The 22,853-nt window shown below is 63.4% G+C and carries 24 protein-coding genes; 11 read left to right on the top strand and 13 right to left on the bottom strand.

Features of this window, described 5'->3' with window-relative positions:
* Nucleotides 1-53 precede the first annotated feature (53 nt).
* The 3 genes from ACIPY3_RS08240 to ACIPY3_RS08230 all read right to left on the bottom strand — a co-directional run bounded on the left by ACIPY3_RS08240 (nt 54) and on the right by ACIPY3_RS08230 (nt 3,446).
* Nucleotides 54-1,556, bottom strand: coding sequence for an ATP-binding cassette domain-containing protein (locus ACIPY3_RS08240; protein WP_400332368.1), 1,503 nt, complete (start codon nt 1,554-1,556; stop codon nt 54-56).
* Between the two features lie 288 nt (nt 1,557-1,844).
* Nucleotides 1,845-2,597: an SDR family oxidoreductase gene (locus ACIPY3_RS08235; RefSeq protein WP_400332366.1), complete on the bottom strand. Its 753-nt coding sequence runs from the start codon at nt 2,595-2,597 to the stop codon at nt 1,845-1,847.
* Between the two features lie 123 nt (nt 2,598-2,720).
* Nucleotides 2,721-3,446 (bottom strand): beta-ketoacyl-ACP reductase, encoded by a 726-nt coding sequence (locus ACIPY3_RS08230; RefSeq protein ID WP_400332363.1) that lies wholly within the window; start codon nt 3,444-3,446, stop codon nt 2,721-2,723.
* A gap of 155 nt (nt 3,447-3,601) precedes the next feature.
* Here ACIPY3_RS08230 and ACIPY3_RS08225 point away from each other — a divergent pair, with 155 nt between their 5' ends.
* From ACIPY3_RS08225 to ACIPY3_RS08210, 4 genes are read left to right on the top strand one after another with little or no spacing between them, the layout of a single operon-like run.
* On the top strand, nt 3,602-4,114 hold the full coding sequence (locus ACIPY3_RS08225; protein WP_400332361.1) for a DUF3099 domain-containing protein: 513 nt from the start codon (nt 3,602-3,604) through the stop codon (nt 4,112-4,114).
* Nucleotides 4,111-4,380, top strand: coding sequence for a hypothetical protein (locus ACIPY3_RS08220; RefSeq protein WP_400332359.1), 270 nt, complete (start codon nt 4,111-4,113; stop codon nt 4,378-4,380). Before ACIPY3_RS08225 ends, ACIPY3_RS08220 begins: the two co-directional genes overlap by 4 nt.
* Nucleotides 4,381-5,247: an SURF1 family protein gene (locus ACIPY3_RS08215; protein ID WP_400332357.1), complete on the top strand. Its 867-nt coding sequence runs from the start codon at nt 4,381-4,383 to the stop codon at nt 5,245-5,247.
* Nucleotides 5,231-5,716 (top strand): YbaK/EbsC family protein, encoded by a 486-nt coding sequence (locus ACIPY3_RS08210; protein ID WP_400332354.1) that lies wholly within the window; start codon nt 5,231-5,233, stop codon nt 5,714-5,716. Before ACIPY3_RS08215 ends, ACIPY3_RS08210 begins: the two co-directional genes overlap by 17 nt.
* Nucleotides 5,717-5,846: 130 nt before the next feature.
* Here the strand turns inward: ACIPY3_RS08210 and ACIPY3_RS08205 are convergent, their stop codons facing one another.
* Nucleotides 5,847-7,445 carry an ABC-F family ATP-binding cassette domain-containing protein gene (locus tag ACIPY3_RS08205; protein WP_397321801.1) on the bottom strand — a complete coding sequence of 533 codons (1,599 nt, stop codon included), beginning with the start codon at nt 7,443-7,445 and terminating at the stop codon, nt 5,847-5,849.
* A gap of 255 nt (nt 7,446-7,700) precedes the next feature.
* Here ACIPY3_RS08205 and ACIPY3_RS08200 point away from each other — a divergent pair, with 255 nt between their 5' ends.
* From ACIPY3_RS08200 to ACIPY3_RS08190, 3 genes are read left to right on the top strand one after another with little or no spacing between them, the layout of a single operon-like run.
* On the top strand, nt 7,701-8,324 hold the full coding sequence (locus tag ACIPY3_RS08200) for a biotin transporter BioY (RefSeq protein ID WP_400332351.1): 624 nt from the start codon (nt 7,701-7,703) through the stop codon (nt 8,322-8,324).
* Nucleotides 8,324-9,046 carry an energy-coupling factor ABC transporter ATP-binding protein gene (locus ACIPY3_RS08195; protein ID WP_400332348.1) on the top strand — a complete coding sequence of 241 codons (723 nt, stop codon included), beginning with the start codon at nt 8,324-8,326 and terminating at the stop codon, nt 9,044-9,046. Before ACIPY3_RS08200 ends, ACIPY3_RS08195 begins: the two co-directional genes overlap by 1 nt.
* Complete coding sequence (locus ACIPY3_RS08190) at nt 9,043-9,681, top strand: energy-coupling factor transporter transmembrane component T family protein (protein WP_400332346.1); 639 nt, start codon at nt 9,043-9,045, stop codon at nt 9,679-9,681. Before ACIPY3_RS08195 ends, ACIPY3_RS08190 begins: the two co-directional genes overlap by 4 nt.
* Here the strand turns inward: ACIPY3_RS08190 and ACIPY3_RS08185 are convergent.
* Nucleotides 9,678-10,856, bottom strand: a complete 1,179-nt coding sequence (locus tag ACIPY3_RS08185) for a thiolase family protein (protein WP_400332344.1) — start codon at nt 10,854-10,856, stop codon at nt 9,678-9,680. The genes ACIPY3_RS08190 and ACIPY3_RS08185 overlap by 4 nt on opposite strands.
* Before the next feature lie 13 nt (nt 10,857-10,869).
* The gene (locus ACIPY3_RS08180) at nt 10,870-12,258 is read right to left on the bottom strand and encodes a class I adenylate-forming enzyme family protein (protein ID WP_400332341.1); all 1,389 of its coding nucleotides are present in this window, start codon (nt 12,256-12,258) and stop codon (nt 10,870-10,872) included.
* Between the two features lie 61 nt (nt 12,259-12,319).
* Here ACIPY3_RS08180 and ACIPY3_RS08175 point away from each other — a divergent pair, with 61 nt between their 5' ends.
* The gene (locus ACIPY3_RS08175) at nt 12,320-13,222 is read left to right on the top strand and encodes a neutral zinc metallopeptidase (RefSeq protein ID WP_400332338.1); all 903 of its coding nucleotides are present in this window, start codon (nt 12,320-12,322) and stop codon (nt 13,220-13,222) included.
* An 80-nt stretch (nt 13,223-13,302) separates the two neighbouring features.
* On the opposite strand, the gene ACIPY3_RS08170 is transcribed toward ACIPY3_RS08175, so the two are convergent.
* The 6 genes from ACIPY3_RS08170 to ACIPY3_RS08145 are packed head-to-tail and all read right to left on the bottom strand — an operon-like array spanning nt 13,303 to nt 18,472.
* The gene (locus ACIPY3_RS08170) at nt 13,303-13,635 is read right to left on the bottom strand and encodes a metal-sulfur cluster assembly factor (RefSeq protein ID WP_144658786.1); all 333 of its coding nucleotides are present in this window, start codon (nt 13,633-13,635) and stop codon (nt 13,303-13,305) included.
* 13 nt (nt 13,636-13,648) lie between these two features.
* The gene (gene sufC / locus ACIPY3_RS08165) at nt 13,649-14,434 is read right to left on the bottom strand and encodes a Fe-S cluster assembly ATPase SufC (protein ID WP_397321794.1); all 786 of its coding nucleotides are present in this window, start codon (nt 14,432-14,434) and stop codon (nt 13,649-13,651) included.
* 43 nt (nt 14,435-14,477) lie between these two features.
* Entirely contained in the window at nt 14,478-14,834 is a 357-nt protein-coding gene (locus ACIPY3_RS08160) for a non-heme iron oxygenase ferredoxin subunit (protein WP_400332335.1), read from the bottom strand.
* Nucleotides 14,835-14,871: 37 nt separating this feature from the next.
* On the bottom strand, nt 14,872-16,173 hold the full coding sequence (gene sufD / locus ACIPY3_RS08155) for a Fe-S cluster assembly protein SufD (RefSeq protein ID WP_400332333.1): 1,302 nt from the start codon (nt 16,171-16,173) through the stop codon (nt 14,872-14,874).
* Between the two features lie 2 nt (nt 16,174-16,175).
* On the bottom strand, nt 16,176-17,651 hold the full coding sequence (sufB, locus tag ACIPY3_RS08150; protein ID WP_144658782.1) for a Fe-S cluster assembly protein SufB: 1,476 nt from the start codon (nt 17,649-17,651) through the stop codon (nt 16,176-16,178).
* Complete coding sequence (locus ACIPY3_RS08145) at nt 17,651-18,472, bottom strand: helix-turn-helix transcriptional regulator (protein ID WP_400332331.1); 822 nt, start codon at nt 18,470-18,472, stop codon at nt 17,651-17,653. Before ACIPY3_RS08145 ends, sufB begins: the two co-directional genes overlap by 1 nt.
* Nucleotides 18,473-18,582: 110 nt before the next feature.
* On the opposite strand from ACIPY3_RS08145, the gene ACIPY3_RS08140 reads away from it, so the two are divergent.
* Genes ACIPY3_RS08140 through ACIPY3_RS08130 form a run of 3 tightly spaced genes read left to right on the top strand, consistent with a single transcriptional unit; the run spans nt 18,583 to nt 21,280 of the window.
* Nucleotides 18,583-19,542 carry an ABC transporter ATP-binding protein gene (locus ACIPY3_RS08140; RefSeq protein ID WP_400332328.1) on the top strand — a complete coding sequence of 320 codons (960 nt, stop codon included), beginning with the start codon at nt 18,583-18,585 and terminating at the stop codon, nt 19,540-19,542.
* Nucleotides 19,539-20,303, top strand: coding sequence for an ABC transporter permease (locus ACIPY3_RS08135; protein WP_400332325.1), 765 nt, complete (start codon nt 19,539-19,541; stop codon nt 20,301-20,303). The genes ACIPY3_RS08140 and ACIPY3_RS08135 overlap by 4 nt, the downstream gene beginning before the upstream one ends.
* Before the next feature lie 32 nt (nt 20,304-20,335).
* Nucleotides 20,336-21,280, top strand: coding sequence for a heme A synthase (locus tag ACIPY3_RS08130; protein ID WP_400332322.1), 945 nt, complete (start codon nt 20,336-20,338; stop codon nt 21,278-21,280).
* Nucleotides 21,281-21,670: 390 nt separating this feature from the next.
* Here the strand turns inward: ACIPY3_RS08130 and ACIPY3_RS08125 are convergent, their stop codons facing one another.
* Entirely contained in the window at nt 21,671-22,633 is a 963-nt protein-coding gene (locus ACIPY3_RS08125; RefSeq protein ID WP_397321786.1) for a heme o synthase, read from the bottom strand.
* Nucleotides 22,634-22,853 lie beyond the last annotated feature (220 nt).

Below are 22,853 nucleotides of genomic sequence, written 5' to 3'. Positions count from 1 at the left end.
ATGAAGAAGGGGTGGTCCTCCTGAGGACCACCCCTTCTTCATCTCCCAACGAACTAACTCTTTTGGCGCCTGGGCTCCCGGGATGCTGCCTCGAATTTCTCGCCCAACATGTGGTGGACCAAGACATCCTCGTTGGTATTTGCGTTCGCTTCGATGGAAACCATTTCGCCGTCCCGCATCACGCCGATCCTGTGGCACCACCCAACCAGTTCAGACAAGTCAGATGACAGCAGGATAATGGCCACTCCCGTTTGGCTGAGTTCGTGGAGCATCTTGTAAACGATTTCCTTGGCGCCGATGTCGATGCCCCGGCTGGGGTGGCTGAGGATCAGGATGTCGCAATCGGTGGTCATCCACTTGGCGAGCTGCACCTTCTGCCGGTCGCCGCCGGACAATGTTGCGATGGTTCCGTGGATGTTCGTGGTGTTGATCCGCATGCGCCTGACAAGTTCAATGACCCCCCGGAGCTGCATCACCTCGTCCTGGAGGCTCACCTCATGGTCGTCCGCCACCTGTTGAAGCCCGTCGGCGACGGTGGCACTCGCCTCAAAGTTGTCGTCCGTCTCTGACAGGAACCCGATCTTCAAACGCTTGGCATCCGGCTGTTCCCTGATTTCCACCTTGTCGCCGTGCATGAAGATCTCCCCGGAGGTGCTGGGGTTCGTCCCTACAAGGGCACCAATCAAAGGGTAGATCCCGGAGCGGTGCGTACCCACGAGGCCAAAGATCTCGCCCTTGGCCACGTTGAACGTGACGTCGCGGACCACGTCACCTACACCCAGGTTCACCACCCGCAGCGCCTCTTCACCGGTAGCCAGTTCCACGGGACGGGCGTTTGGCTCCAGTTTTTGCTGCAAGAGCATGAAAGCGAGTTCGGCGATGTCTGTCTGACTTGCGTCCACCACGCGATGAACCCGCCCGTCACGCAGAATCGCGATGCGGTGGGCTATGGACCGCACTTCATCGAGCCGGTGGGTGATGTAGATGATCGCCCTGCCCTGCTGGTTCAGCATTCGCAGGACTTTGTGCAGGACGGCAACGTCGTGGTCCGGCAAGGAGGCCGCAACTTCGTCCATGATGACAAGCTGGGCTTCCTCCGCAACCATCCGGAGAACTTCCACCAAAGTTTGCTCCGCACGGATCAGGGCTCCGACTTCCATGTCCGGATCAAGGTCAATCCCGGCGTCCAGAATCAATTTCGCTGTTTGTTCCCTTAATTCCCCGTGGGCTTTCCCCGCTTGGAACGTCCCGCGGAATATGGCTTCGGCAACCGTTAATTCAGGATCCACCCGGAAGTTTTGCGGAATGAGGCCGACACCGCAGGCTTGGGCTTCTTCCAGGGAGTCGGGTGCGAACTTTTCTCCGGCGAGATTCATGCGGCCACCGTCGTGTTTGTGGGCTCCAGCCAGGACGCCCATCAATGTGGTTTTGCCGGCACCGTTGGTTCCGATCAATCCCAGGATTTCACCCCGGTGCAATGAGAAGCTGACGCCTTTGAGGATGCGCCGCTGGTCATAGGACGCGCGGATATCGTCGGCGTGCAGTAGCAGGTCCAATAAAGCTCCTTGTTCGCAGAATCGCGGAGGGACTGGCAGGAAAAGCCCGTTGATGCGCGCTGCCCAAGGCACAATATTGCACGCAACTACGGACGCAGGCGTATTGCCGAGTCAATCAGATGGCGAACTTTAATGCAAAATTAGAATCTGGAAACAAGTTAATGAAATTCGTGACGAAAGAATGGCAATAATTTATGAAATCGTCATGAAGTGTTGAGCCAGGGATGAAGGTCCGTTTAACGTGAAAGAGGCCCGGGATGCCATCCCGGGCCTCTTCCTCGTGTGCCGCTACTGCTCGCTCTTACCGAAGTAATCGGCGCCACCAACGTACTCGGTGTGGCCCGATTCGACGTCGGCCGTGACCATCTTGGCCACCTCGGCCGCAAACTCCTCCACGGAGTACAGTTTGCCGGCCTCTGCACGGCGTGCCTCGATGGCACCGGGGTTGGAACGGTCAAGGAGAGTAGCCGTCACCGTTCCCTCGATCATGTCGCCGGAGACGACCACCAGCGAAATGCCCTTGTTGGCAAGATCGGGCAACAGGGCGCGGAGCGCATCCTCGCCGGCCCTCTTGCTCTTTGCTACGGGCTCGTACTCAGGCATCGTGGGTACGGTCTCGACGAAGTGGGCCTGGTGGCTGGTCACGAAGACAACCCGCGAACCCTCGGGCATGAGCGGCACGGCCGCGTTCAGCATATTGATCTGGGCATCGCGGTTGAGCTTCAATGCGTAGCCCTCCTCCATGCCCGTTTCCATGCCACCGGAGGCATTCAGCACCAGGACGTCGAGTGATCCGAACTCCTCCATGGCGGCACTGGCCAGGGCATGGACGCCTTCATCCGTGGTGAGGTCCGCGCCGACGGCGGCTGCGCGTCCACCTGCGGACTGGATCCCAGCCACCACCTTATTGGCCCGCGGGGCCTTCTGGCGGTAGTTAACGACGACGGCGGCACCCTCGCCCGCGAGGATCTTGGCAACTTCGGCTCCGATACCGCGGGATGATCCCGTGACGATGGCAGTCTTGTTATCCAGCGTTCCCATACGTGCTCCTTTTGTTCACTTCATCCAAAAACTGTGGGCTCGGATTCCATCTTGCCAGCGCGTGCCGGAAAGATGATTGTGGAGCGCCAACAAAAACTGCCTGATCGGCTAGTGCGGCAACGGCTAGTGGCCCATGCCCAGTCCGCCATCGACGGGGATGACGGCACCGGAGATGTAGGCGGCTTCATCACTGGCAACCCAGCGCACCACGTTGGCTACCTCGGAGGCCTCGGCAAAGCGGCCGGCCGGGACGTTGGCCAGGTAGGACTTCTGTGTCTCCTCGGGGAGCTCAGCCGTCATGTCGGTGTTGATGAATCCTGGCGCCACCACATTCGCGGTAATGCCGCGGCTGCCGAGTTCACGGGTGAGCGATCGGGCGATGCCAACCATGCCGGCCTTTGAGGCCGAGTAGTTGATCTGTCCTGGCGCACCGTACAGGCCGGATACCGAAGAGATCAGGATGACGCGGCCCTTCCGGAGGCGGATCATGCCTTTGGACGCCCGCTTGATGACGCGGAACGCGCCGGTGAGGTTCGTGTCCAAAACCGAGGTGAAGTCGTCCTCGCTCATCCGGAGCAACAGGGTGTCCTTGGTGATGCCGGCGTTCGCCACCAGCACCTCCACGGGCCCGTGGGCTTCCTCGACCGCCTTGAATGCGGCATCGATCGATCCTTCATCGGTGACGTCGGCCTTCACTCCCAGAATCCCTTCAGGGAGTTCTGATTCGCTACGGTAGGTCACCGCAACCTTGTCGCCATTGGCCAGGAAGGACTCAGCGATCGCCAGGCCGATTCCTCGGTTGCCACCCGTAACCAGGACGCTCCGGCCGGTGGATACTGCTTCAGACATTCATTCGCTCCAGGTTCTGCGGCAGGGGTGTGCCACGGTGAAGAGGGGTTTTTACCTGCCTCGATCTTAGCCGCCGGACCCGGCAACGCGCGGGTAACCGGTGTGGCCAGCGGTTTGGGCCAGTACCGCGATGGTGAGAGAATTGATAGGAGCCTTTGGAGCGTGATGATTCAGCTGTGACACGAGAGAACAGTCCCATGCAGCAGGTGCCCGGGGACCCGGACGCTGTTTCCAGCGACCCCGAAGTGCACAGCATCACGGACGCCGCCACCGCCCACTCCGAGGACATGCGTCAGCGGATGATCAAGTACTCACTGGCCATGGGTATCCGCATGGTCTGCATCATCCTGATCTTCGTGGTGGATGGCTGGTTCAAGATCGTCGCGGTGGCCGGCGCCGTCTTCCTGCCGTGGATCGCGGTTGTCATCGCCAATGGCAGCGACATGGCAGAGGACCACAGTGAGTCCTTGCTGGACTATGTTGCCACGCCCGAAATCGAGGGGTCGCAGCAACCAGCCGAAGAAGAACCCGAAGAAACGGTCACCGTCCTCCAGGGGGAGTTGGTGGACGAGGATCCGGACCAGGACAGCACTCCGCCCCAAGGCACCACCGACGACACACCATCTACGAAGGCCGGGAACGCCGGCGACGAACGGGCGGCTTCATGAACATCTTCACCCTCGGCGGCCTTGGTCAAGGCGGCCAGGAAGCGGTACCGGAAAAGGCGCTGTGCTCCCGCAAAGGCTGCCGTGATGGCGCGGATTGGCAACTCCTGTGGAACAACCCACGCATTCACACCCCTGAGCGCCGGAAGGTGTGGCTGGCATGTGACGAACACCGCGCGTGGCTCGAAGACTACTTGCAGACGCGCGGACTATGGAAGGAAACGGTGCCGTTCGAGTCGGACGAGGCGTCCGTAGGCGGGGCCCGCTGAATGTACCGCTTCCTGTTTTCCAGCAAGTGGCTGGGCTATTTTGTCCTGGCCGTTATCTTCGCTACGGCTTGTGTGTTCCTGGGACGCTGGCAAATGGACCGGCGCGCGGAAACACTGGCCGAAATCAACCGCGTGGTCAGCAACTATTCGGCCACCCCGGTGCCCTTCGCCGCCATTAAGGACGAGTTCCGCCAACTCGATCCCGAGCGCGAATGGACCCAGGTGGAACTGCGCGGAACCTACGATCTTGACGGACAGCGAGTGGTCCGGAACCGGCCGTTGAACGGTCAGCCGGGCTACGACGTCGTGGTTCCTTTCCGCCTCACCACCGGTGAGGCCGTGGTGATCGACCGTGGCTGGTTGCCGATCGGCAACAACACCCCGGGACGGCCCGACGTCGTTCCGTCCCCACCCACAGGTGAGGTCACCGTGGTGGCCCGCCTCAAGCCATCGGAACCGAAGCTGGACCGCGGGGCGGTGGAGGGGCAACTGGCGTCCATCGATCTGCCGGGGTTCGCTGGTGAGTTGCCCTATACGATCGAAACGGGCGCGTACGGCCAATTGGCGAGCGAAGCACCGGCCGTGCAACCCATGCCTACCCCGTTCCCGAAACCGGCAACGGAAGAAGGCACCCATCTGTCCTACTCGCTGCAGTGGTTTGCCTTCGGCGTCCTGATGTTCATCGGGTTCGGCTACGCCGCCCGGCAGCAGGCGCGCAACGCAGCGATTGATGCCGAAGATGAGGACGACGAGGAAACCATGTCCGCCGTTGGTCCCCGCAAGCGGCCCGCCCCTGCCCCACGAAAGAACAAGCGCCGTACGTCCGAAGAAGAGGAAGACGCCATCCTGGATGCCCAAGGCTACTGAGAGTCTCCGCGATCCTGTCCAAACCGTCAGGAAAACCCTCCTTGCGCTCGGAGCCAAGGATACGGTCCGTATCTTCGAGGAGAAGGTCCCGACGGCGGCGGCAGCAGCTTCCGTACTGGGCTGTGAGGTCGCTGCCATTACCAACAGCCTTGTTTTCGAAGTGGACGGCACTCCCCTGCTGATCCTCGCCAGCGGCGCCGCAAAGGTGGACACGGTCCTGGTGGCCCGCCAACTGGGGACGGGCAAGATCCGGCGCGCCAAGCCTGACTTCGTCCTTGAACACACTGGACAAGAAGTGGGCGGAGTGGCACCCGTAGGCCACCCCCAGCCGATAAGGACCATCCTGGACAGCTCGTTGCAGGATCACGGAGAACTGTGGGCCGGCGCGGGAGACCACAATTCAATGTTCTCCATCACCTACGAGGACCTGCTGCGCATAACCGGCGCGGCCGAGCTCCCAGTACGCTAGCAGCCGCGAGCGAAACGACGCGGTTGATTTGCGTAGCGTGCGTCTAAGCGAGGAACGAGCGAGCACGCGGCAAATCATCCGCGCCGCGCAGCGGAACCGGGCCGGCCTTAGCCGCGCCGCAGTGCCGGCCTTACGCCAGCGTGATCAGGTCCAGGTAATCCTCGTTCCAGTGGTCCTCGACGCCGTCGGGCAGCAGCACTACGCGCTCGGGGTTCAGGGCGGCGACTGCGCCCTCGTCGTGGCTCACCATCACCACGGCACCGGTGTAGTTCTTCAAGGCCCCGAGGATTTCCGCGCGGCTGGCTGGGTCCAGGTTGTTGGTGGGCTCGTCGAGAAGCAGAACGTTGGCGCTGGAAGCCACGATGGTTGCCAGGGCCAAGCGGGTCTTCTCACCACCGGAGAGCACTCCGGCCGGCTTATCCACGTCATCGCCGGAGAACAGGAACGAACCAAGGATGCCGCGGACCTCGGCATCCTTCATGTCCGGCGCCGAGGAACGCATGTTCTCCAGCACGGTGCGGTCGTGGTCCAGGGTTTCATGTTCCTGGGCGTAGTAACCGACTTTGAGGCCATGTCCCGGGATGATGTCCCCGGTATCCGGCGCGTCCACTCCTGCGAGCATGCGCAGCAGCGTGGTCTTGCCGGCACCGTTGAGGCCCAGGATGACCACCTTGGAGCCGCGATCAATCGCAAGGTCGACGTCAGTGAAGATCTCCAGGGATCCGTAGGACTTGCTGAGGCCCTCCGCCGTCAACGGCGTCTTGCCGCAAGGCGAGGGCTCGGGGAAGCGCAACGCGGCCACCCGGTCCTGCTCACGGACAGCCTCGAGCCCGCTGAGGAGCCGCTCGGCACGCTTGGCCATGTTTTGCGCGGCAACGGCCTTGGTGGCCTTGGCACGCATCTTGTTGGCCTGGTCCAGGAGGACCTGGGCTTTCTTCTCGGCGTTGGCGCGTTCACGGCGGCGCGCGCGCTCGTCGGTTTCCCGCTGCTGGAGGTAGCGCTTCCAGCCCATGTTGTAGTAATCGATCTGGGCACGGTTGGCATCAAGGTGGTAGACCTTGTTCACCGTTGCTTCGAGCAGTTCCACGTCGTGGCTGATAACTATGAGCCCGCCCTGGTGGTTCTTCAGGAAGTCGCGCAACCAGGTGATGGAATCAGCATCCAGGTGGTTGGTGGGTTCATCCAGCAGCAGGGTTTCTGCGGACGAGTACAGGATCCTGGCCAGCTCCACGCGGCGACGCTGGCCGCCGGAGAGCGTCTTGAGCGGCTGGTTGAGGATGCGCTCGGGCAAGGCAAGGTTGGACGAAATGGCGGCCGCTTCCGCCTCTGCTGCGTACCCTCCGCCTGCGAGGAATTCAGCCTCCAGGCGGTCGTAGCGGTTCATGGCCTTGCGCTGGACGGCTGCGTCCTCACTGGACATCTCCGCCTGGGCCTTCTTCAGCTTGCCGAGGACCACATCCAGGCCACGGGCGGAGAGGATGCGGTCCCGTGCCAACTGCTCCATGTCCGGGGTGCGGGGATCCTGCGGAAGGTACCCGATCTCGCCGCTCCGCGTCACCTTGCCGCCTGCCGGAAGTCCCTCCCCCGCGAGGACGCGGGTCAGGGTGGTCTTGCCGGCGCCGTTGCGGCCAACAAGGCCAATCTTGTCCCCTTTGTCCACCCTGAAGTTGACCTGGTCCATCAGCAGGCGTGCGCCGGCGCGGAGTTCGAGTTCCTGGACGGTAATCAATTCGGGTGATGCCTTTCAACGGGGAACGCCTGCGGGGCCGGTGGGCCGGTGGTTGCGGCGGGGACGGCCATGAGAACGGCCTGTCCAAGTCTACCGGCAGCCTGGCCGGGACCGGACATCGGGGGAAACTGTGCCACCCACCAAAGATTGCTCCGGTGCATTTGTGGAGAGACTCCAAAATAGGAGGTCCCGCGCCTCCGTATTCTCGAAAGGTGGGCCCCAACCCACCATCACTGCAGCTAACAAGGACCCCCAATGACTCAAACCAATCCGGCTCCACCAGCGCGCACTGTCGCCCGCAAGAGGTGGACAGCAACGGACCTTGGCCTCATCGCCGTCTTTGCGGCGCTCGTGGCCGCTTCATCGATCGTTCCGGGCATCCCGGTGGGTGCCCTTGGCGTGCCGATCACCCTGGTGACCCTGACTGTCATGCTCAGCGGCCTGGTGCTGGGCGCCGGGCGCGGTTTTGCCGCCGTCGGGCTTTATGTCCTGTTGGGGCTGGCAGGACTCCCGATCTTCAGCGGCGGACGCAGCGGGCTCGGCATCCTGGCGACTCCCTCCGCGGGCTACATCATCGCGTTCCCCCTGGCTGCCGCTGCGGCAGGCGCCTTGGCTGCCGTGATCATCCGGAAGACGGTGCGCTTCCGTGCCCTCCTGCTATTCGTCGCCACCATGGTCAGCAGCGTGGTCATCATCCACGGGCTCGGCGTCCTGGGCATGATGGTCAACGGCAAACTCGACTTCACCAAGGCATTCATCGCGGACCTCCCCTATTATCCGGGCGATATCCTGAAGAACGTCCTCGCGGTCCTCATCGCGGTGGCACTCCATAAGGCATTTCCGGACGTGCTGGTGCGCCGGGTCAAACAGGCAGGCTAATGACTTCCATCAACTTCAGCGGGGTCTCCGTCCGTGTTGCCGTGGACGGTGCGGCAACAGACAAGACCCTGCTGCGGGATGTGTCCCTCAGCCTGGCCGAACAGCGCATCGGTGTCATCGGCGCCAACGGTTCCGGCAAGTCCACCTTGCTGCGCCTGGTCAACGGCCTGGTCGAACCCACTTCCGGGTCGGTAACGGTCCATGGAGAGGACACCGTGGCTGCCGTGCGGCGGGTCCGCGCCAATGTGGGCTTCGTGTTCACCGACCCGTTGTCGCAGTTGGTGATGCCCACCGGACGCGAAGACGTGGAGTTGTCCTTGCGCCGTTCGGTGAAGAACGGGCGCGAGCGTGCCCTCCGGGCCGAGGCGGTCCTGAACAGATTCGGCATCCTGCACCTGGCCGACCAAAGCATCTACGAACTCTCCGGCGGCGAGCGGCAATTGCTGGCCCTGGCCGCCGTCCTCGCAGTGAATCCCAAGGTGTTGGTCCTCGACGAACCGTCAACCTTGCTGGACCTGCGGAACCGCGAACTGCTTCGACGCACCATCGCCGGGCTCGAACAGCAGGTCATCATGTCCACCCATGACATGGAACTCGCCCAGGACATGGACCGTGTCCTGGTGGTCGAGTCTGGCCGGATCGTCTTCGACGGCATCCCCGCCGCGGCCATTGCCCATTACCGGGAGCTTTGTGCGGCCAGCATTAACGGGACCACGCCGTGAGGGGCCATGGCTTCCTCATCGCGAACTACGTCCAAGGGGACTCACTGATACACAGGACTCCCTTGTGGCTGAAGTTCCTGGTGGTGGCGGTCTGCGGGGCCGCGTCCTTCCTCATAGTCGACTGGGCTGTTTCGCTGGCGGTCTTCGGGGCCATGTGCGCCTTGTTCCTGCTGAGCGGTGCGGGTCCCCGCCGCCTTGCGCGGGTCATCAGGATGGTCGCGCCGATTGTGGCAGTCATCGGATTGTTCCAATGGTGGCAGCTGGGCGGCCCCACTGCTGCCAGGATTGTCCTGAATGTCCTGGTGTGCGTCGTCGCTGCCTCTGTCCTCACGGCCACGACACCGGTACAGAAGCTGCTGGACGGTGTGGTTTCGCTGGCCCGGCCCTTTAAGCGCTGGGGTGCAGATCCCGAGCGCTTCGCACTGACCATCGCCATCATGCTCCGCAGCATCCCGTTCATTGCCGGCGCGTTCTCCGATGTCCGGGACGCCGCGAGGGCCCGCGGACTCGAACGCAGCCCGCGCGCGCTGGTGCTTCCTGTCTTCATCACCACCGTGGCCTATGCCCGCCAGACCGGGGACGCACTTGCTGCCAGGGGTCTTGGCGAACCCGACGAGGAACCAGAGGGCCGCTAGAGCCTCGCGTACCGCAGCAGGGCTGCCGTCCCCATTCCGCCGGCGATGCTGATCATCGCCAGCCCCAGCGACTCGGCGCCGTCGGAGTGGTAGCGGTCCCTGGCCTGGGCCATCAATCGCGTCACCAGCACTGCACCGGACGCGCCGTAAGCGTGACCCAGAGCCAGCGCTCCACCCTCCAGGTTCGCTGCCGCCGGGTCGATCCCCAGCTGGTCCAGGCAGGCGATGGTCTGGGAGGCAAACGCCTCGTTGAATTCCACCAGGTCCACGTCCCTGGCCGAAAGGCCTGCGCGGCCCAGGAGCCGTTCGGCAGCATGGGCGGCGCCAATGCCCAATAACTCCGGGTCCACCCCTGCTGTATCGCAGTCCAGGACAAGCAAGGCGTCCTGCGCACCCATCGACCGGGCACGGTCGAGCGAGGTAACAACGACGGCGGAAGCAGCGTCAGCGTCAAAGCACGAGTTCGCGGCGGTAACGCTTCCGCCAGGAACGAACGCTGCCGGGAACCGCGCCATCAGGGTCGGGTTGAGTGACTTCCTGGGTCCGTCGTCCTGGGTGACAGTCGTTCCAGCGCTGGCCAGCGGCACTGTTTCGGCCTCGAAGCGGCCAGCCGCGGAAGCTTCGATGGCACGGCGGTGGCTTTCCAGCGCGTAGGCATCCTGCCGTTCCCGATCTATGCCGAAATGCCGGGCCACATTTTCGGCGGCCACCCCCATGTCCGGGTCACCAAAGTCCTTCGGTACGAAGCTGGCCCTGGAGTAGAAGTCCAGGCCGCCGTCGTCGTTCCGGTTGGCGCGTGCGGGCGCCGTACTGACGCTTTCCACGCCGCCGGCGATGAACAGGGGGCTGTCCCCGGCGGCAACCAGTCGAGCCGCCACTGCTATCGCATCAAGTCCCGAACCACATTGCCGGTCGATCGTCATGCCGGGAATGCTGACGGGGAAACCTGCCTGGAGCGCAGCGAACCGGGCCACGTTGCCGCCACCGCCCACTGCGTTGCCGATGATGACGTCGTCCACCACAGCCGGGTCCACGTGGGCGTCCTCCACCAGGGCTGCCAGCACCGGAGCCAGCAGATCCCCGGCCCGCAAGTGCTGAAGCCGGCCGTTGGCACGGCACACGGGCGTCCGCAACGCCGCAAGGATGACGGCCTGTCGGGACGGATCGGACGTCACCCGGCTGTCTGCCTTAGCCAAGGGGCTGGACCCGCGGATCGTGGTTCTTGATCCAATCCAGAAGAACCTTGCGGCTCACCTTGCCGCGGTCCGTCATGGGCAGCTCGGCCATGACGAAGTACTGCAGCGGCCATTTGTCCCGTGGCAGTAATCCGTCCAGGCCCGTGCGAAGCTGGGTGGCTGTGACAGCCCCGTATGCGGGAACGATTCCCGCGACCACCCTTTGTCCCCTGATGTCGTCCGGCGCCCCGGCCGCAACAGCGGATTCAATGCCCGGCACGGAAGCAAGGGCGAGCTCCACCTCGTGCGGGTAAACGTTCTTGCCCGCGGTGATGATCATGTCCGCCCGGCGGCCGAGGATATGCAGGGTCCCATGATCCAGGTAGCCCTGGTCCCCTACCGTGTACCAGCCGTCGAGGCAGCGAAGCGCCTGGCCATCATCGCCCCAAAGGTAGCCGTTGCTGACCATCCCGCTGCGGACGCTGATATTTCCGTGCTGACCGTGCTCGAGTTCGTTACCTGCGTCATCAAGGATCCGTACGTGCACGCCAGGAAACGGGCGTCCAATGCCGGTCCCGCCAATGTCCAACGGCTCCCCGGCGGCCAGCCGGGTGCCGGACACGAAGCTCAGTTCGGAGGCTCCGTAGTACTCGTAAATCACCGCATTGGGAGCCCAGCGGCGGGCTGCCTCCAACGTGCGGGCATCGAGCTTGGAACCGGCGGAGACAATGCTGCGGATCCCCGAGGCGTCCACATCGCCGGCCAGGCCACGTTCACTGAGGAGGCGGAGCATGGTGGGGGCCAACACCAGCCTGGTGATGCCGTCGTGGCTGATGGCCGCGTGGGCGTCGCCAACATCGAAGGTGTCCAAGGTATGGAACGAGGCTCCTGCGTAAAGGCACTCGGACAATGCGTAGAGGTTCAGGGATGCCGAAAGCGGCCCGGGAGCGAGCGTACGGTCTTCCTGTTCCAAGCCGAAAAATTCGATGGAGGCATCGAAGGAGACCTGCCAGGAACGGCGCGAACGGGTGAAGGCCTTGGGTATGGAGGTTGTGCCGGAGGTCAGTCCAACCAGGAACGTGCTGGCGGGATCGCCATCCAGCAGTTGCCTATCGGTAACCGTCGTCGAGTCCTGCACCCTCGCGGCGACCTCCTCAACCATGGGCCCGGGCCAAGCCGGGTCGAGGACGGCGCAGCGGCGGGTCCCGGCCACCGCGGCAACGTAGCGTTCGATGAAGGGAACCGAGTTCTGTTCGGCCAGCACCGTGGTAGCCCGGGTGCCCAATAGGTCCGTGGCGGCGTCGCGGAGTTCCGCCCAGGTGAGCCGGCTGCTGCCCACAACCACGGCCGTGTGGTGCGGGCGTTCATCGGCCCAGAGTTGAAGTTTGTCCAGGAAAGGCATCCCCGCAATTTTACGGCAGTGTCCGCCGTCAGGCACCAAAGGTGACGTCTATTCTGGCTGTATGAGTTTCAATGACGGCGCACAGCTCGATCCCTCGCAGGTTGAAGACCGACGCGGCAGCGGCATCGGACGCGGAACCAAGATCGGCGGCGGAATCGGGGGCGGCATTGTTGCCCTCCTGCTCGTGCTCTTGGGAGTAAATCCCAACATCCTCGGTGACATCACCGGAAGCGGCCAGCCACCCGCCGTCGAGAGCGGAACCGGGACAGGCGGCGTCCAGGAATGCCAGACGGGTGCGGATGCCGACAAGCGGCTGGATTGCCGCATCACCGGGACGGTCAACAGCCTGAACGCCTTTTGGCCCGCGTACCTGGCCGACTACAACGTGAAGTATTCGCGGCCGGGAACGGTCATCTTCGACCAAGTCACCAATACGGGGTGCGGGCAGGCGACCACTGCCGTAGGGCCCTTCTACTGCCCTGCCGACGTCAAGGCCTACTTCGACCCTGGTTTCTTTGACGAGTTGGTGACGCGGTTTGGCTCCTCGGGTGGACCCCTCGCGCAGGAGTACGTGGTGGCGCACGAATTCGGGCACCACATCCAGAACATCCTGGGCAACCTTGACCGGGCACAACAGGATCCGCAGGGCCCCCAATCAGGCGGAGTCCGGGTGGAACTGCAGGCCGACTGCTACGCCGGCCTGTGGGTGCGTTACGCGTCAACGCAGGCCGACCCTGCAACAGGAAAGCCCTTCCTGGACCCGATCACCCAGCAGGACCTTCAGGATGCGCTCTCCGCTGCATCGGCAGTGGGCGACGACCGCATCCAGGAAGCGGCCACCGGCAGGGTCTCACCCGAGTCCTGGACGCATGGTTCCAGCGAACAGCGGCAGAAGTGGTTCTCCCAGGGCTACTCCACCTCAGACATCAACAAGTGCGACACGTTCGGCGTCGCCACACCATAGCCGGGGATTCAACGGAAATGGTTCCGGGCACAAGCCCGGAACCATTTCTGTTGTCCGCATAAAGCGGGACAGCCAGGTGATCAGATGTTGAAACCGAGGGCCCGCATCTGGTCCTTGCCGTCGTCGGTGATCCGCTCCGGACCCCATGGCGGCATCCAAACCCAGTTCAGGCGCCAGTCATCGACGATGCCGTCCAAGGACTTGCCAACCTGCTCTTCAAGCACGTCCGTCAGCGGGCAAGCCGCCGTGGTGAGTGTCATGTCGATCAGGAGGGCGCCGTCGTCGTCCGAGTACTTCAGGCCGTAAAGCAGGCCCAAGTCAACGACGTTGACCCCAAGCTCGGGGTCGATGACGTCCTTGAGCGCTTCCTCGACGTCCTCGAGGCTGGTGCGCGCAGCGTTGATTTCGGTCATAAGGTGATCCTAACTAGGCCTGTGCGGCAGGAGCAACAGCGACGCCGGCACCGGCGGCGTAGCGGTCGTAGCCTTCTTCTTCGAGGCGGTCGGCGAGCTCGGGGCCGCCTTCTTCGACTACCTTGCCGTCAACGAAGACGTGCACGAAGTCCGGCTTGATGTAGCGGAGGATACGAGTGTAGTGCGTGATGAGCAGAGTGCCCATGTTGCCCTGGGCGTGTGCCCGGTTGACGCCTTCGGAAACCACCTTGAGGGCGTCGACGTCCAGGCCGGAGTCGGTCTCGTCAAGCACGGCAAACTTGGGCTTGAAGAGCTCGAGCTGCAGGATCTCGACGCGCTTCTTCTCGCCGCCGGAGAAGCCTTCGTTGACGTTGCGCTGGGCGAAGTCTGCGTCGATGCGCAGCTGCTGCATGGCTGCCTTGACGTCCTTGGTCCACGTGCGGAGCGCGGGCGCTTCGCCGTCGATGGCGGTCTTTGCCGTCCGCAGGAAGTTGGTCATGGTGACACCCGGAACCTCTACCGGGTACTGCATGGCGAGGAAGACGCCAGCACGGGCGCGCTCGTCAACGCTCATCTCCAGGACATCTTCGCCGTCCAGGGTGATGCTGCCGCTGGTCACCGTGTAACGCGGGTGGCCGGCGATGGTGGAAGCAAGGGTGGACTTGCCGGAACCGTTGGGGCCCATGATGGCGTGGGTTTCGCCGGTCCTGATGGTCAGGCTGACGCCCTTCAGGATCTCCTTGGTGCCCTGCTCCGTCTCGATGCTGACGTGCAGGTCCTTGATCTCAAGAGTAGACATGCTCTTCTTTCTTTCCGTTCGTAAGTCTGGCGGTACTTAGCGCTCAGTAGTTGTTTACCGGAGCGCCGTTCACAACGTTGGTCACATCCACGTAGACGTCGTCGCCATCGATGGCGACGGCGAAAACCGGGACAGGATCGTAGGCAGGCAACTGCAGGGGCTGTCCGCTGCGCAGATCGAACTGGGAACCGTGTCCCCAGCACTCGATCGCGCAGCCTTCGACGTCGCCTTCGGACAACGAGATGTCAGCGTGCGAGCAGGTGTCTCCGACGGCGTGAATTTCGCCCATCGAGTCCTTCACGATGGCTACGGGGTAGTCATCGATCAGGACGCGCAGCGCCTGCTTGACCTTGATGTCGTTGGCGTTGCACACGAGTTCGCCCTTGATGTGATCACTCATGGTTGTCCTGTTGGCCTGTCCTGGTTGTCGGTGGACGTTAGTTGTCGGTTGCGGCGAGCTCGCGCTCGACGGCTTCGGTCAGACGGTCCTCGATGGCCGGAACCTTGATCTTCTGGATGATCTCGTTGAGGAAGCCACGGACCACGAGCCTGCGGGCAACGTCTTCCGGAATACCGCGCGCCATCAGGTAGAAAAGGTGCTCGTCGTCGAAACGGCCCGTGGCGCTGGCGTGGCCCGCGCCTTCGATCAGGCCCGTCTCGATTTCGAGGTTCGGCACGGAGTCCGCACGGCAGCCATCGGTCAGCACCAGGTTCTGGTTCTTCTCGTAGCTGTCAGTGCCTTCGGCGTTCTTCTGGATCAGGACATCGCCCACCCAGACGGTATGCGCGCCCTTGCCCTGCAGCGCGCCCTTGTACAGCACGTTGGAGACGCAGTTGGGCTGCCCGTGGTCAACGTACGTGCGGTGCTCAAGGTGCTGGCCGGCGTCGGCGAAGTACAGGCCGAAGAGTTCCACTTCACCACCGGGGGCTGCGAAGCGGGCGGTCGGCGTCACGCGGACGAGGTCGCCACCGAGGCTGACGACAATGTGCTTGAACTTGGCGTCACGGCCGATCCTGGCCTGCTGCGAGGAAGCGTGAACCGAATCATCGTTCCATTCCTGCAGCGAAACGACGGTGAGTTCTGCGCCGTCTTCGAGGATGATCTCCACGTTCTCGGACACGACGGCAGTGCCTTCGTGACCCAGGACCAGGACGGCCTTGGAGAACTTCTCTGCAACGACCACCACGTGCTGGGCGGCGGCATCCGTGCCGGCACCAGCGAGGGTGACACTGATCTCCGACTCAAGGGAGGTCTCCGAGGGAACCGTGATGACAGTGGCTTCCTTGAAGTTCGCCCAGGCGTTTGCGGAGACGCGGTCCTCGGGAATGCCTGCCTGGCCGATGCGCCGGTCTTCCCGACCCACGGTCTCGACCGTCACGCCGGCTGGGGCGCTGACGGACACGGCCGGAGCAGCACCGGTCAGGGCTTCGCTGTGCAGCCCGCGGAGCCGGCGCAGCGGGGTGAACCGCCAGTCCTCTTCCAGGCCTGTCAGTGCCTTGAAGTCCTCCACCTTGTAGGACGTCAGGCGGCCGGCGCGTGAGCTGTCGGGGACGCCGACGCCGCCGCCGTGCGAGTGGCCCTTCGCCGATGCACCGGCGAGCGGTCCCGCAGAAGGCTGTTCCGTCGTCGAGCCGGCGTTGATCGGCGAGAGGTTCTCGCCTTCTTCGGTGAAGCCGTCGATAAAGGGCTGTGCTGACGGCGCGCCGATGCGTGCCTTCTCAGTAGTGATATCAGTCATTGTTAACCGACGGATCCTTCCATCTGAAGTTCAATCAAGCGGTTGAGCTCGAGGGCGTATTCCATGGGCAATTCACGGGCGATCGGCTCGATGAAGCCGCGCACGATCATGGCCATGGCCTCGTCCTCCGGCATGCCGCGGGACATCAGATAGAAGAGCTGCTCTTCGCTGACGCGGGAAACGGTAGCCTCGTGGCCCAGTACGACGTCGTCCTCGCGGATGTCGATGTACGGGTAGGTGTCCGAACGCGAAATCGTGTCCACCAGGAGTGCGTCACAACGGACGGTGTTGGCCGAGTGCTTGGCGCCTTCGCGGACCTGGACCAGGCCACGGTAGGCGGCACGGCCGCCGCCGCGGGCCACCGACTTGGAAATGATGGAGCTCTTGGTGTTCGGAGCGATGTGCACCATCTTGGAACCGGTGTCCTGGTGCTGGCCCTCGCCGGCGAAGGCGATGGAGAGCGTCTCACCCTTGGCGTGTTCGCCCACAAGGTAGACGGCCGGGTACTTCATGGTCACCTTGGATCCGATGTTGCCATCGACCCATTCCATGGTTGCGCCCTCTTCGCAGATGGCGCGCTTGGTGACCAGGTTGTACACGTTGTTGGACCAGTTCTGGATGGTGGTGTAGCGGACGCGTGCGCCCTTCTTCACGATGATTTCCACCACTGCCGAGTGCAGGGAATCCGAGGTGTAGATCGGAGCCGTGCAGCCTTCGATGTAGTGCACGTACGAGTCTTCGTCGGCAATGATCAGGGTGCGCTCGAACTGGCCCATGTTCTCCGTGTTGATACGGAAGTAGGCCTGCAGGGGAATATCCACGTGGACGCCCTTGGGAACGTACACGAACGAACCACCGGACCAGACCGCCGTGTTCAGCGAGGCGAACTTGTTGTCACCCACGGGGATCACGGTGCCGAAGTACTCCTGGAAGATCTCCGGGTGTTCCTTCAATGCGGTGTCGGTGTCCAGGAAGATTACGCCCTGGGCTTCGAGGTCCTCACGGATCTGGTGGTAGACAACCTCGGATTCGTACTGGGCTGCGACGCCCGAGACGAGACGGCTGCGCTCAGCTTCCGGGATACCCAGCTTCTCGTAGGTGTTCCGGATGTCCTCGGGCAGGTCCTCCCACGTGGCCGCCTGCTTCTCGGTGGAGCGCACAAAGTACTTGATGTTGTCGAAGTCGATGCCTGAGAGGTCTGCACCCCAGGTGGGCATGGGCTTGCGGTCGAAGTACTTCAGGCCCTTGAGGCGCAGATCGAGCATCCATTCGGGCTCGCTCTTCTTGTCCGAGATATCACGGACAACCTCCTCATCGAGGCCACGGCGGGCGTTGGCGCCGACGTCATTCTTGTCGGCCCAGCCGTACTCGTAGTTGCCGATACCATGCAGCTCGGGATTCTTTTCCAGAATCTCCGAGATCACAGTGCCGTCAGCTACCGCCTTCTCTGCTGTTCCTTCAGCTAATTGACCCGTCATCACGGCCTTTCTTGCTGGTTGTTTGATTCCTGGGACAGGCTTCCGGTCTGCTCTGCAGTGCCTGGGAGCACCGTGGCAGCCGGTCGCCCGGTAGGTATGTGGGTGGTGCAGACGTGACCGCCTTGCGCCAGCGTGGACAGGCGCCGGACATCGACGCCCACCAATCGCGAGAACACCGTGGTCTCGGTGTCGCAGAACACGGGGAATTCAGCCGCGAGCTGCTGGATGGGGCAATGTCCCTGGCACAGTTGCACGCTGGAGAACTCGGCGGGCAAGGGAGCCTTCGCCTCAATGGAGTGGGCGGAGGCGACGTAGCCGTCGCGGCTCAGAGCCTTGGACAAGGCCACAGCGCGGGCACCGATGTCCTCGCCGGCAGCAGCCACCTCGGGCGCATAGCGGCGTTCCATCTCAGCAAACCGTTCTTCCGCATAATCGCGGACCGCGTCTTCCCCCGCGATATCCTGCAAGCGGCGCAGGGCCGAGGTTGCGATGTTGAGGTAGTCGTCGCCCAGCGTGGACTGGCCCTGTGAACTGAGGACGTACCGCCGTGCCGGACGGCCGGCACCGGCTCCGGCCTTTGCCACCCGCTTGACTTCGATAACGCCGTTTCGTTCCAGGTGGTCCAAGTGCCGTCGCACGGCGGCAGGGGTGAATCCAAGCAGGTCACCGAGTTCCGCGGCACTGACCGGTCCGTTTTCCAGGACGGCGCCGAGGACCCGGTCGCGCGTGCGGTCTTCAGCATCCGGCAGCGCAGGCGCGGGCGCGAGGGGGCCGGCCGCCGCAGCATGCCGCTTTGAGGGCATGGAAACTGGAGTGCTCATGGAATACACAACACAATCATGTCGTAATTTCATTCCGGCCTCCAGTAAGGCAAGACTGACCTTGCCTTACCCGCCGCATGTGACCGTACTACTTCGCGTAGAATACTTTGGTGCGATCCACCGACTCCCCTGTCCTCACCATAGACGGACTCATCAAGGATGTTGGCCCCCTGGCCTCCCTTGACGGCAAAATGCTCAGGGTTGTGAGTGGCCTTTCCCTGGTAGCGGAGCGCGGGCAGATCACCGCCCTCCTTGGCGCCAACGGTGCCGGCAAGACCACCACCCTCGAGTGCGCCCAAGGCCTGCAGCAACGGACAGGGGGCACCATCTCGCTCCTCGGCGAAGACCCGGACACCGCAGGGGCGGAACTGCGGTCCCGCGTTGGTGTGATGCTCCAGGACGGTGGCCTCCCGCCGTCGGCCCGTCCTCTTCCCTTGCTGCGCCATGTGGCCGGCATGTACGCGAACCCCATGGACCTTGACCTCCTGGTGGAACGGCTCGGCATCAACCAGTTCAGCAGGACCAGCGTCCGCCGGCTGTCCGGAGGGCAAAAACAGCGCCTCGCCCTGGCTGCCGCCCTGGTGGGCAATCCGGACATCCTCTTCCTGGACGAGCCCAGCGCAGGGCTTGATCCGCAATCGCGCCAGATCGTCTTCGACCTCATCGCCGAACTCCGCGACGCCGGCATGGGCATTGTGCTCACCACCCACCTGATGGACGACGCTGAGCGGCTCGCCGATTACGTCTACATCATCGACGGCGGGCACAACGTCGCCGAAGGAACCGTTGCCGAACTTTTGGCGAACGACCATTCGACGGACATCGCCGACAGGACCCTTTACTTCGACGCACCCGGCGGGCTGGACTTCAGCGCAGTTCTCCGCGCAGGCCTCCAGGTCACCGAAACAAGGTCAGGAAGCTATTCGGTCAGCGGCGCCCTGACTCCGGCGGACCTGGCAGCCCTGACCGCGTGGTGGGCAGAACGGAACATCATGCCTGCATCCCTCCGCCTTGAAGCACGCAGCCTGGAGGACGTATTCCTGGACCTTTCCGGAAGGGACCTTCGATGAGCAAGCTACTGGCACCCAACGCCGGTCCGGCCTCCCTTTCCCGCCGCATCGTTCAACAGGGCAAGTACGAGACCATCACCATGCTCCGCAATGGGGAGCAACTTATCCTGGCCATCGTGTTGCCGCTCATGGCCTTGGTAGGCCTGTCGGTGACTCCCTTGCTGGACGGACTTGGCGGCTCCCGCGTGGACATCGCGACGCCGGGCATCCTGGCCCTCTGCGCCATGTCCACGGCTTTCACGGGTCAAGGCATCGCCACAGGATTCGACCGCCGCTATGGCGTTCTGCGCTTCCTGTCCACCACCCCGTTGGGCCGGGGTGGCCTGATCGCGGGAAAGATCCTGGCCGTCCTGGTGGTGTTGTTCCTGCAGGTAGTGGTGGTCACCGCTATTGCCGGCTTGCTGGGGTGGCGCCCCGAAGCGGCAGGCTGGCTGCCGGGGCTGGCTCTGTTGGTCCTCGGTGCTGCAGCGTTCACCGCCCTGGGGCTTCTGGTTGCGGGTACGGTGCGCCCGGAGGCCACGTTGGCCATCACCAACCTCCTGTGGATCCTCCTCGGCGCCCTGGGTGGCATTGTGGTTCCGGCCGAGAGACTCCCGGCGCTGGCCCAGAACATTGTGCATTTCCTGCCCTCCGGCGCCCTCGGACAAGCGTTGCGCGAGGCGTTCCTGCACGGAGCCATCGCCTGGCCCGCCGCCTTGGTCCTGCTGCTGTGGACACTGATTGCGGGCGCCGCCGCCATCCGCTGGTTCAAGTGGAACTGACCACCGAACGAGAACTGAGAAACGAGAAACCTGTGAGCACGGCATCACGCCTTCCCCAAACCGTTCAGCGGTTCACTTCCAAGCTCCCCACCGAGGTAAACCGGACCATCCGGCGCCTGGCCGTCCTGTCACTGATCGGCCAAACGGTGTTGGTCGTGACCGGCGGCGCCGTTCGCCTGACGGCCTCCGGCCTTGGCTGCCCCACCTGGCCACGATGCACCTCGGACTCCCTCGTCAACACTCCGGAAATGGGCATCCACGGATTCATCGAGTTCGGCAACCGCCTCCTGACGTTCGCACTGGCGGCCGTGGCCGCCCTCATGCTGGTCTACTTGTGGAACCTCCGCAAAGAACGGCGTGACCTCTTCCTTCTGGCACTTGGACTTCTGGCCAGCATACCCGCGCAGGCCGTCATCGGCGGCATCACGGTTCTTTCCGGCTTGAATCCCTGGGTGGTGGGGTTGCACTTCCTGGTCTCCATGGCCTTGGTGGTGTTTGCCACCCTCCTGGTCAACCGGGCCTACGGGCGCACAGGGCGGTTCATGAACCGCACCCTGGTTCCGCTCCCGACTGTTCTGCGCCCGGCAATGCTCGCAGTGGCCGTGTTCTCTGCCATCGCGGTGATGCTCGGAGTAGTGGTGACGGGCGCCGGCCCGCACGCAGGCGATGCCGACGCACCGAGGAACGACCTCGACTGGGACCTCTTCTCGCACATCCACGCCGTTCCGGCCTACCTGATCACGGCAGGCTCGCTCTTTGCCGTCTACGTGGTGTTCCGGCACAAGATTGCCGGGCCCTTCCGCACGGCCTCCTACCTCATGGTGGCGGTCACCGTCTTGCAGGCCATCATCGGCTTTACCCAGTACTACAACGGCATCCCCGCCCTCCTGGTTGGCGCCCACATGCTCGGCGCGGCGCTCCTGATGAGCGCCTCGACCAACGCGGCAGACCTGGCGAAGGCGAGCCCGGTCAAGTAAGAGCACGGGAGGCTTGGCGCCCTGCCGCCAGCCGACAGGCCCGACGGCGTTACTCAGGTGAGTGACGCCGTCGGGCTTCTTCGTAGCCGGATCACGACAGCAGTGAGGGGCTTGCCGTGTGAGAACATCCGTCTGGAGAACGCTCGCTCACGACCCCCCGGCCCGAAGACGCTCTCTCACTTTCCTGACGAAAGTGAGCGAGCGTCGGTCTGACGCGGCGCATAGATGCGAGAGCGTTGGGCAGGACACCGGCGTTTCGTGAGAGAGCGATCGCCAACGATGGGGGATTTGGTGAGAGAGCGTGCGGCGGGTGATTAACGGAAAAAGTCCGACGTCGGCACTCACGTGAGTGGCCGACGTCGGACTGTGCGTAACTGGAGCCTTGGGGCGTTAGCCGCCGATCAGTGGCGCACCCACGAAGGGATCGACCGCGAGGGCGATGAACAGCAGCGTCAGGTAGCTGATGGAACCGTGGAAGACCTTCATGGCACCCTTGTTCGAAACGTCGCCACCCTGGGCCCGCTTGTACAAGGCGTGGCTTTCGTAGAGGAACCAGGCGCCGGCGGCGACCGCCGCGATGGTGTAGACCCAGCCCGCGCCGCCAACGGGGATCATCAGCAGCGAACATGCCACCATGGCCCATGCGTAAAGGACAACCTGCACCGAGACCACCTTGGCGCCGGCAATGGCACCCAGCATGGGCACTTTGGCATTGCGGTAGTCCTCGCCATAGCGCATGGAAAGGGGCCAGTAGTGCGGCGGGGTCCAGAGGAAGATCACCATGAAAAGGACGATCGCCGGCCATTCAACGGTGTTGGTCACTGCCGACCAGGCGATGAGTACCGGGAAGCAACCCGCTGCGCCGCCCCAGACGATGTTCTGCGCGGTGCGGCGCTTGAGGATCATCGTGTAGATGACGACGTAGAAGACGATTGCACCGAGGCCGAGCCACGCAGACAACGGGTTGGCACCGAACCAAAGGATCGCGATGGACGCGGCCCCGAGGATCCAGGCGAACACGAGCGCTTCGCGGGGAGTCACCTCTCCCGTCACCAGCGGACGCTTCTCGGTGCGGTGCATCAACTTGTCGATGTCCCGGTCGATGTAGCAGTTGAAGACGCCCGCGCTGCCGGCGGCAAAGGCTCCGCCCACCAGCGTTGCAAGGATCAGGCCAATGGACGGGAAGCCTCGCTGGGCGAAGATCATGGTGGGCAGCGTGCTGACCAGGAGCAGTTCGATGACCCGGGGCTTGGTGAGGGCCAGATACGCCTTGAACTTACGGGAAATTCCGATGCCTCCCCGGGCCGGGGACGCGTTAAGGGGCGTATCAGTTGTGCTCACGGCGGCAGTCACTCTGTTCTATGCTCTGGGGTTCTCGCAGCGGCAGCGTCCGGTTGATGGTGGAACCGGGGGCCGGACACCGCTGGTGGCCTCCAGATATCATACCGTGGCCGGAAGTGGACCAATGTCCGCAAAATACGCCAATGTTTCCGAATCTTCACGTGTTCGGGGCGCCTTGGTGATTCATATAAGCGAATTTCTGTCCAGTTAGTGGGATTCCCTGAGTCCCACG

Source organism: Paenarthrobacter sp. NPDC089714, from assembly GCF_044748905.1.
Classification (GTDB): domain Bacteria; phylum Actinomycetota; class Actinomycetes; order Actinomycetales; family Micrococcaceae; genus Arthrobacter.
Note: the sequence above shows the minus strand (reverse complement) of the source record. Positions and strands in the feature narration are given on the sequence as shown.

Bases quoted from the DNA above. Each gene is read 5' to 3' on its own strand.
- ACIPY3_RS08235 (WP_400332366.1), bottom strand. From the start codon at position 2,597: ATGGGAACGCTGGATAACAAGACTGCCATCGTCACGGGATCATCCCGC.
- ACIPY3_RS08230 (WP_400332363.1), bottom strand. From the start codon at position 3,446: ATGTCTGAAGCAGTATCCACCGGCCGGAGCGTCCTGGTTACGGGTGGC.
- ACIPY3_RS08220 (WP_400332359.1), top strand. From the start codon at position 4,111: ATGAACATCTTCACCCTCGGCGGCCTTGGTCAAGGCGGCCAGGAAGCG.
- ACIPY3_RS08215 (WP_400332357.1), top strand. From the start codon at position 4,381: ATGTACCGCTTCCTGTTTTCCAGCAAGTGGCTGGGCTATTTTGTCCTG.
- ACIPY3_RS08210 (WP_400332354.1), top strand. From the start codon at position 5,231: ATGCCCAAGGCTACTGAGAGTCTCCGCGATCCTGTCCAAACCGTCAGG.
- ACIPY3_RS08200 (WP_400332351.1), top strand. From the start codon at position 7,701: ATGACTCAAACCAATCCGGCTCCACCAGCGCGCACTGTCGCCCGCAAG.
- ACIPY3_RS08195 (WP_400332348.1), top strand. From the start codon at position 8,324: ATGACTTCCATCAACTTCAGCGGGGTCTCCGTCCGTGTTGCCGTGGAC.
- ACIPY3_RS08180 (WP_400332341.1), bottom strand. From the start codon at position 12,258: ATGCCTTTCCTGGACAAACTTCAACTCTGGGCCGATGAACGCCCGCAC.
- ACIPY3_RS08175 (WP_400332338.1), top strand. From the start codon at position 12,320: ATGAGTTTCAATGACGGCGCACAGCTCGATCCCTCGCAGGTTGAAGAC.
- ACIPY3_RS08170 (WP_144658786.1), bottom strand. From the start codon at position 13,635: ATGACCGAAATCAACGCTGCGCGCACCAGCCTCGAGGACGTCGAGGAA.
- sufC (WP_397321794.1), bottom strand. From the start codon at position 14,434: ATGTCTACTCTTGAGATCAAGGACCTGCACGTCAGCATCGAGACGGAG.
- ACIPY3_RS08160 (WP_400332335.1), bottom strand. From the start codon at position 14,834: ATGAGTGATCACATCAAGGGCGAACTCGTGTGCAACGCCAACGACATC.
- sufD (WP_400332333.1), bottom strand. From the start codon at position 16,173: ATGACTGATATCACTACTGAGAAGGCACGCATCGGCGCGCCGTCAGCA.
- sufB (WP_144658782.1), bottom strand. From the start codon at position 17,651: ATGACGGGTCAATTAGCTGAAGGAACAGCAGAGAAGGCGGTAGCTGAC.
- ACIPY3_RS08145 (WP_400332331.1), bottom strand. From the start codon at position 18,472: ATGAGCACTCCAGTTTCCATGCCCTCAAAGCGGCATGCTGCGGCGGCC.
- ACIPY3_RS08135 (WP_400332325.1), top strand. From the start codon at position 19,539: ATGAGCAAGCTACTGGCACCCAACGCCGGTCCGGCCTCCCTTTCCCGC.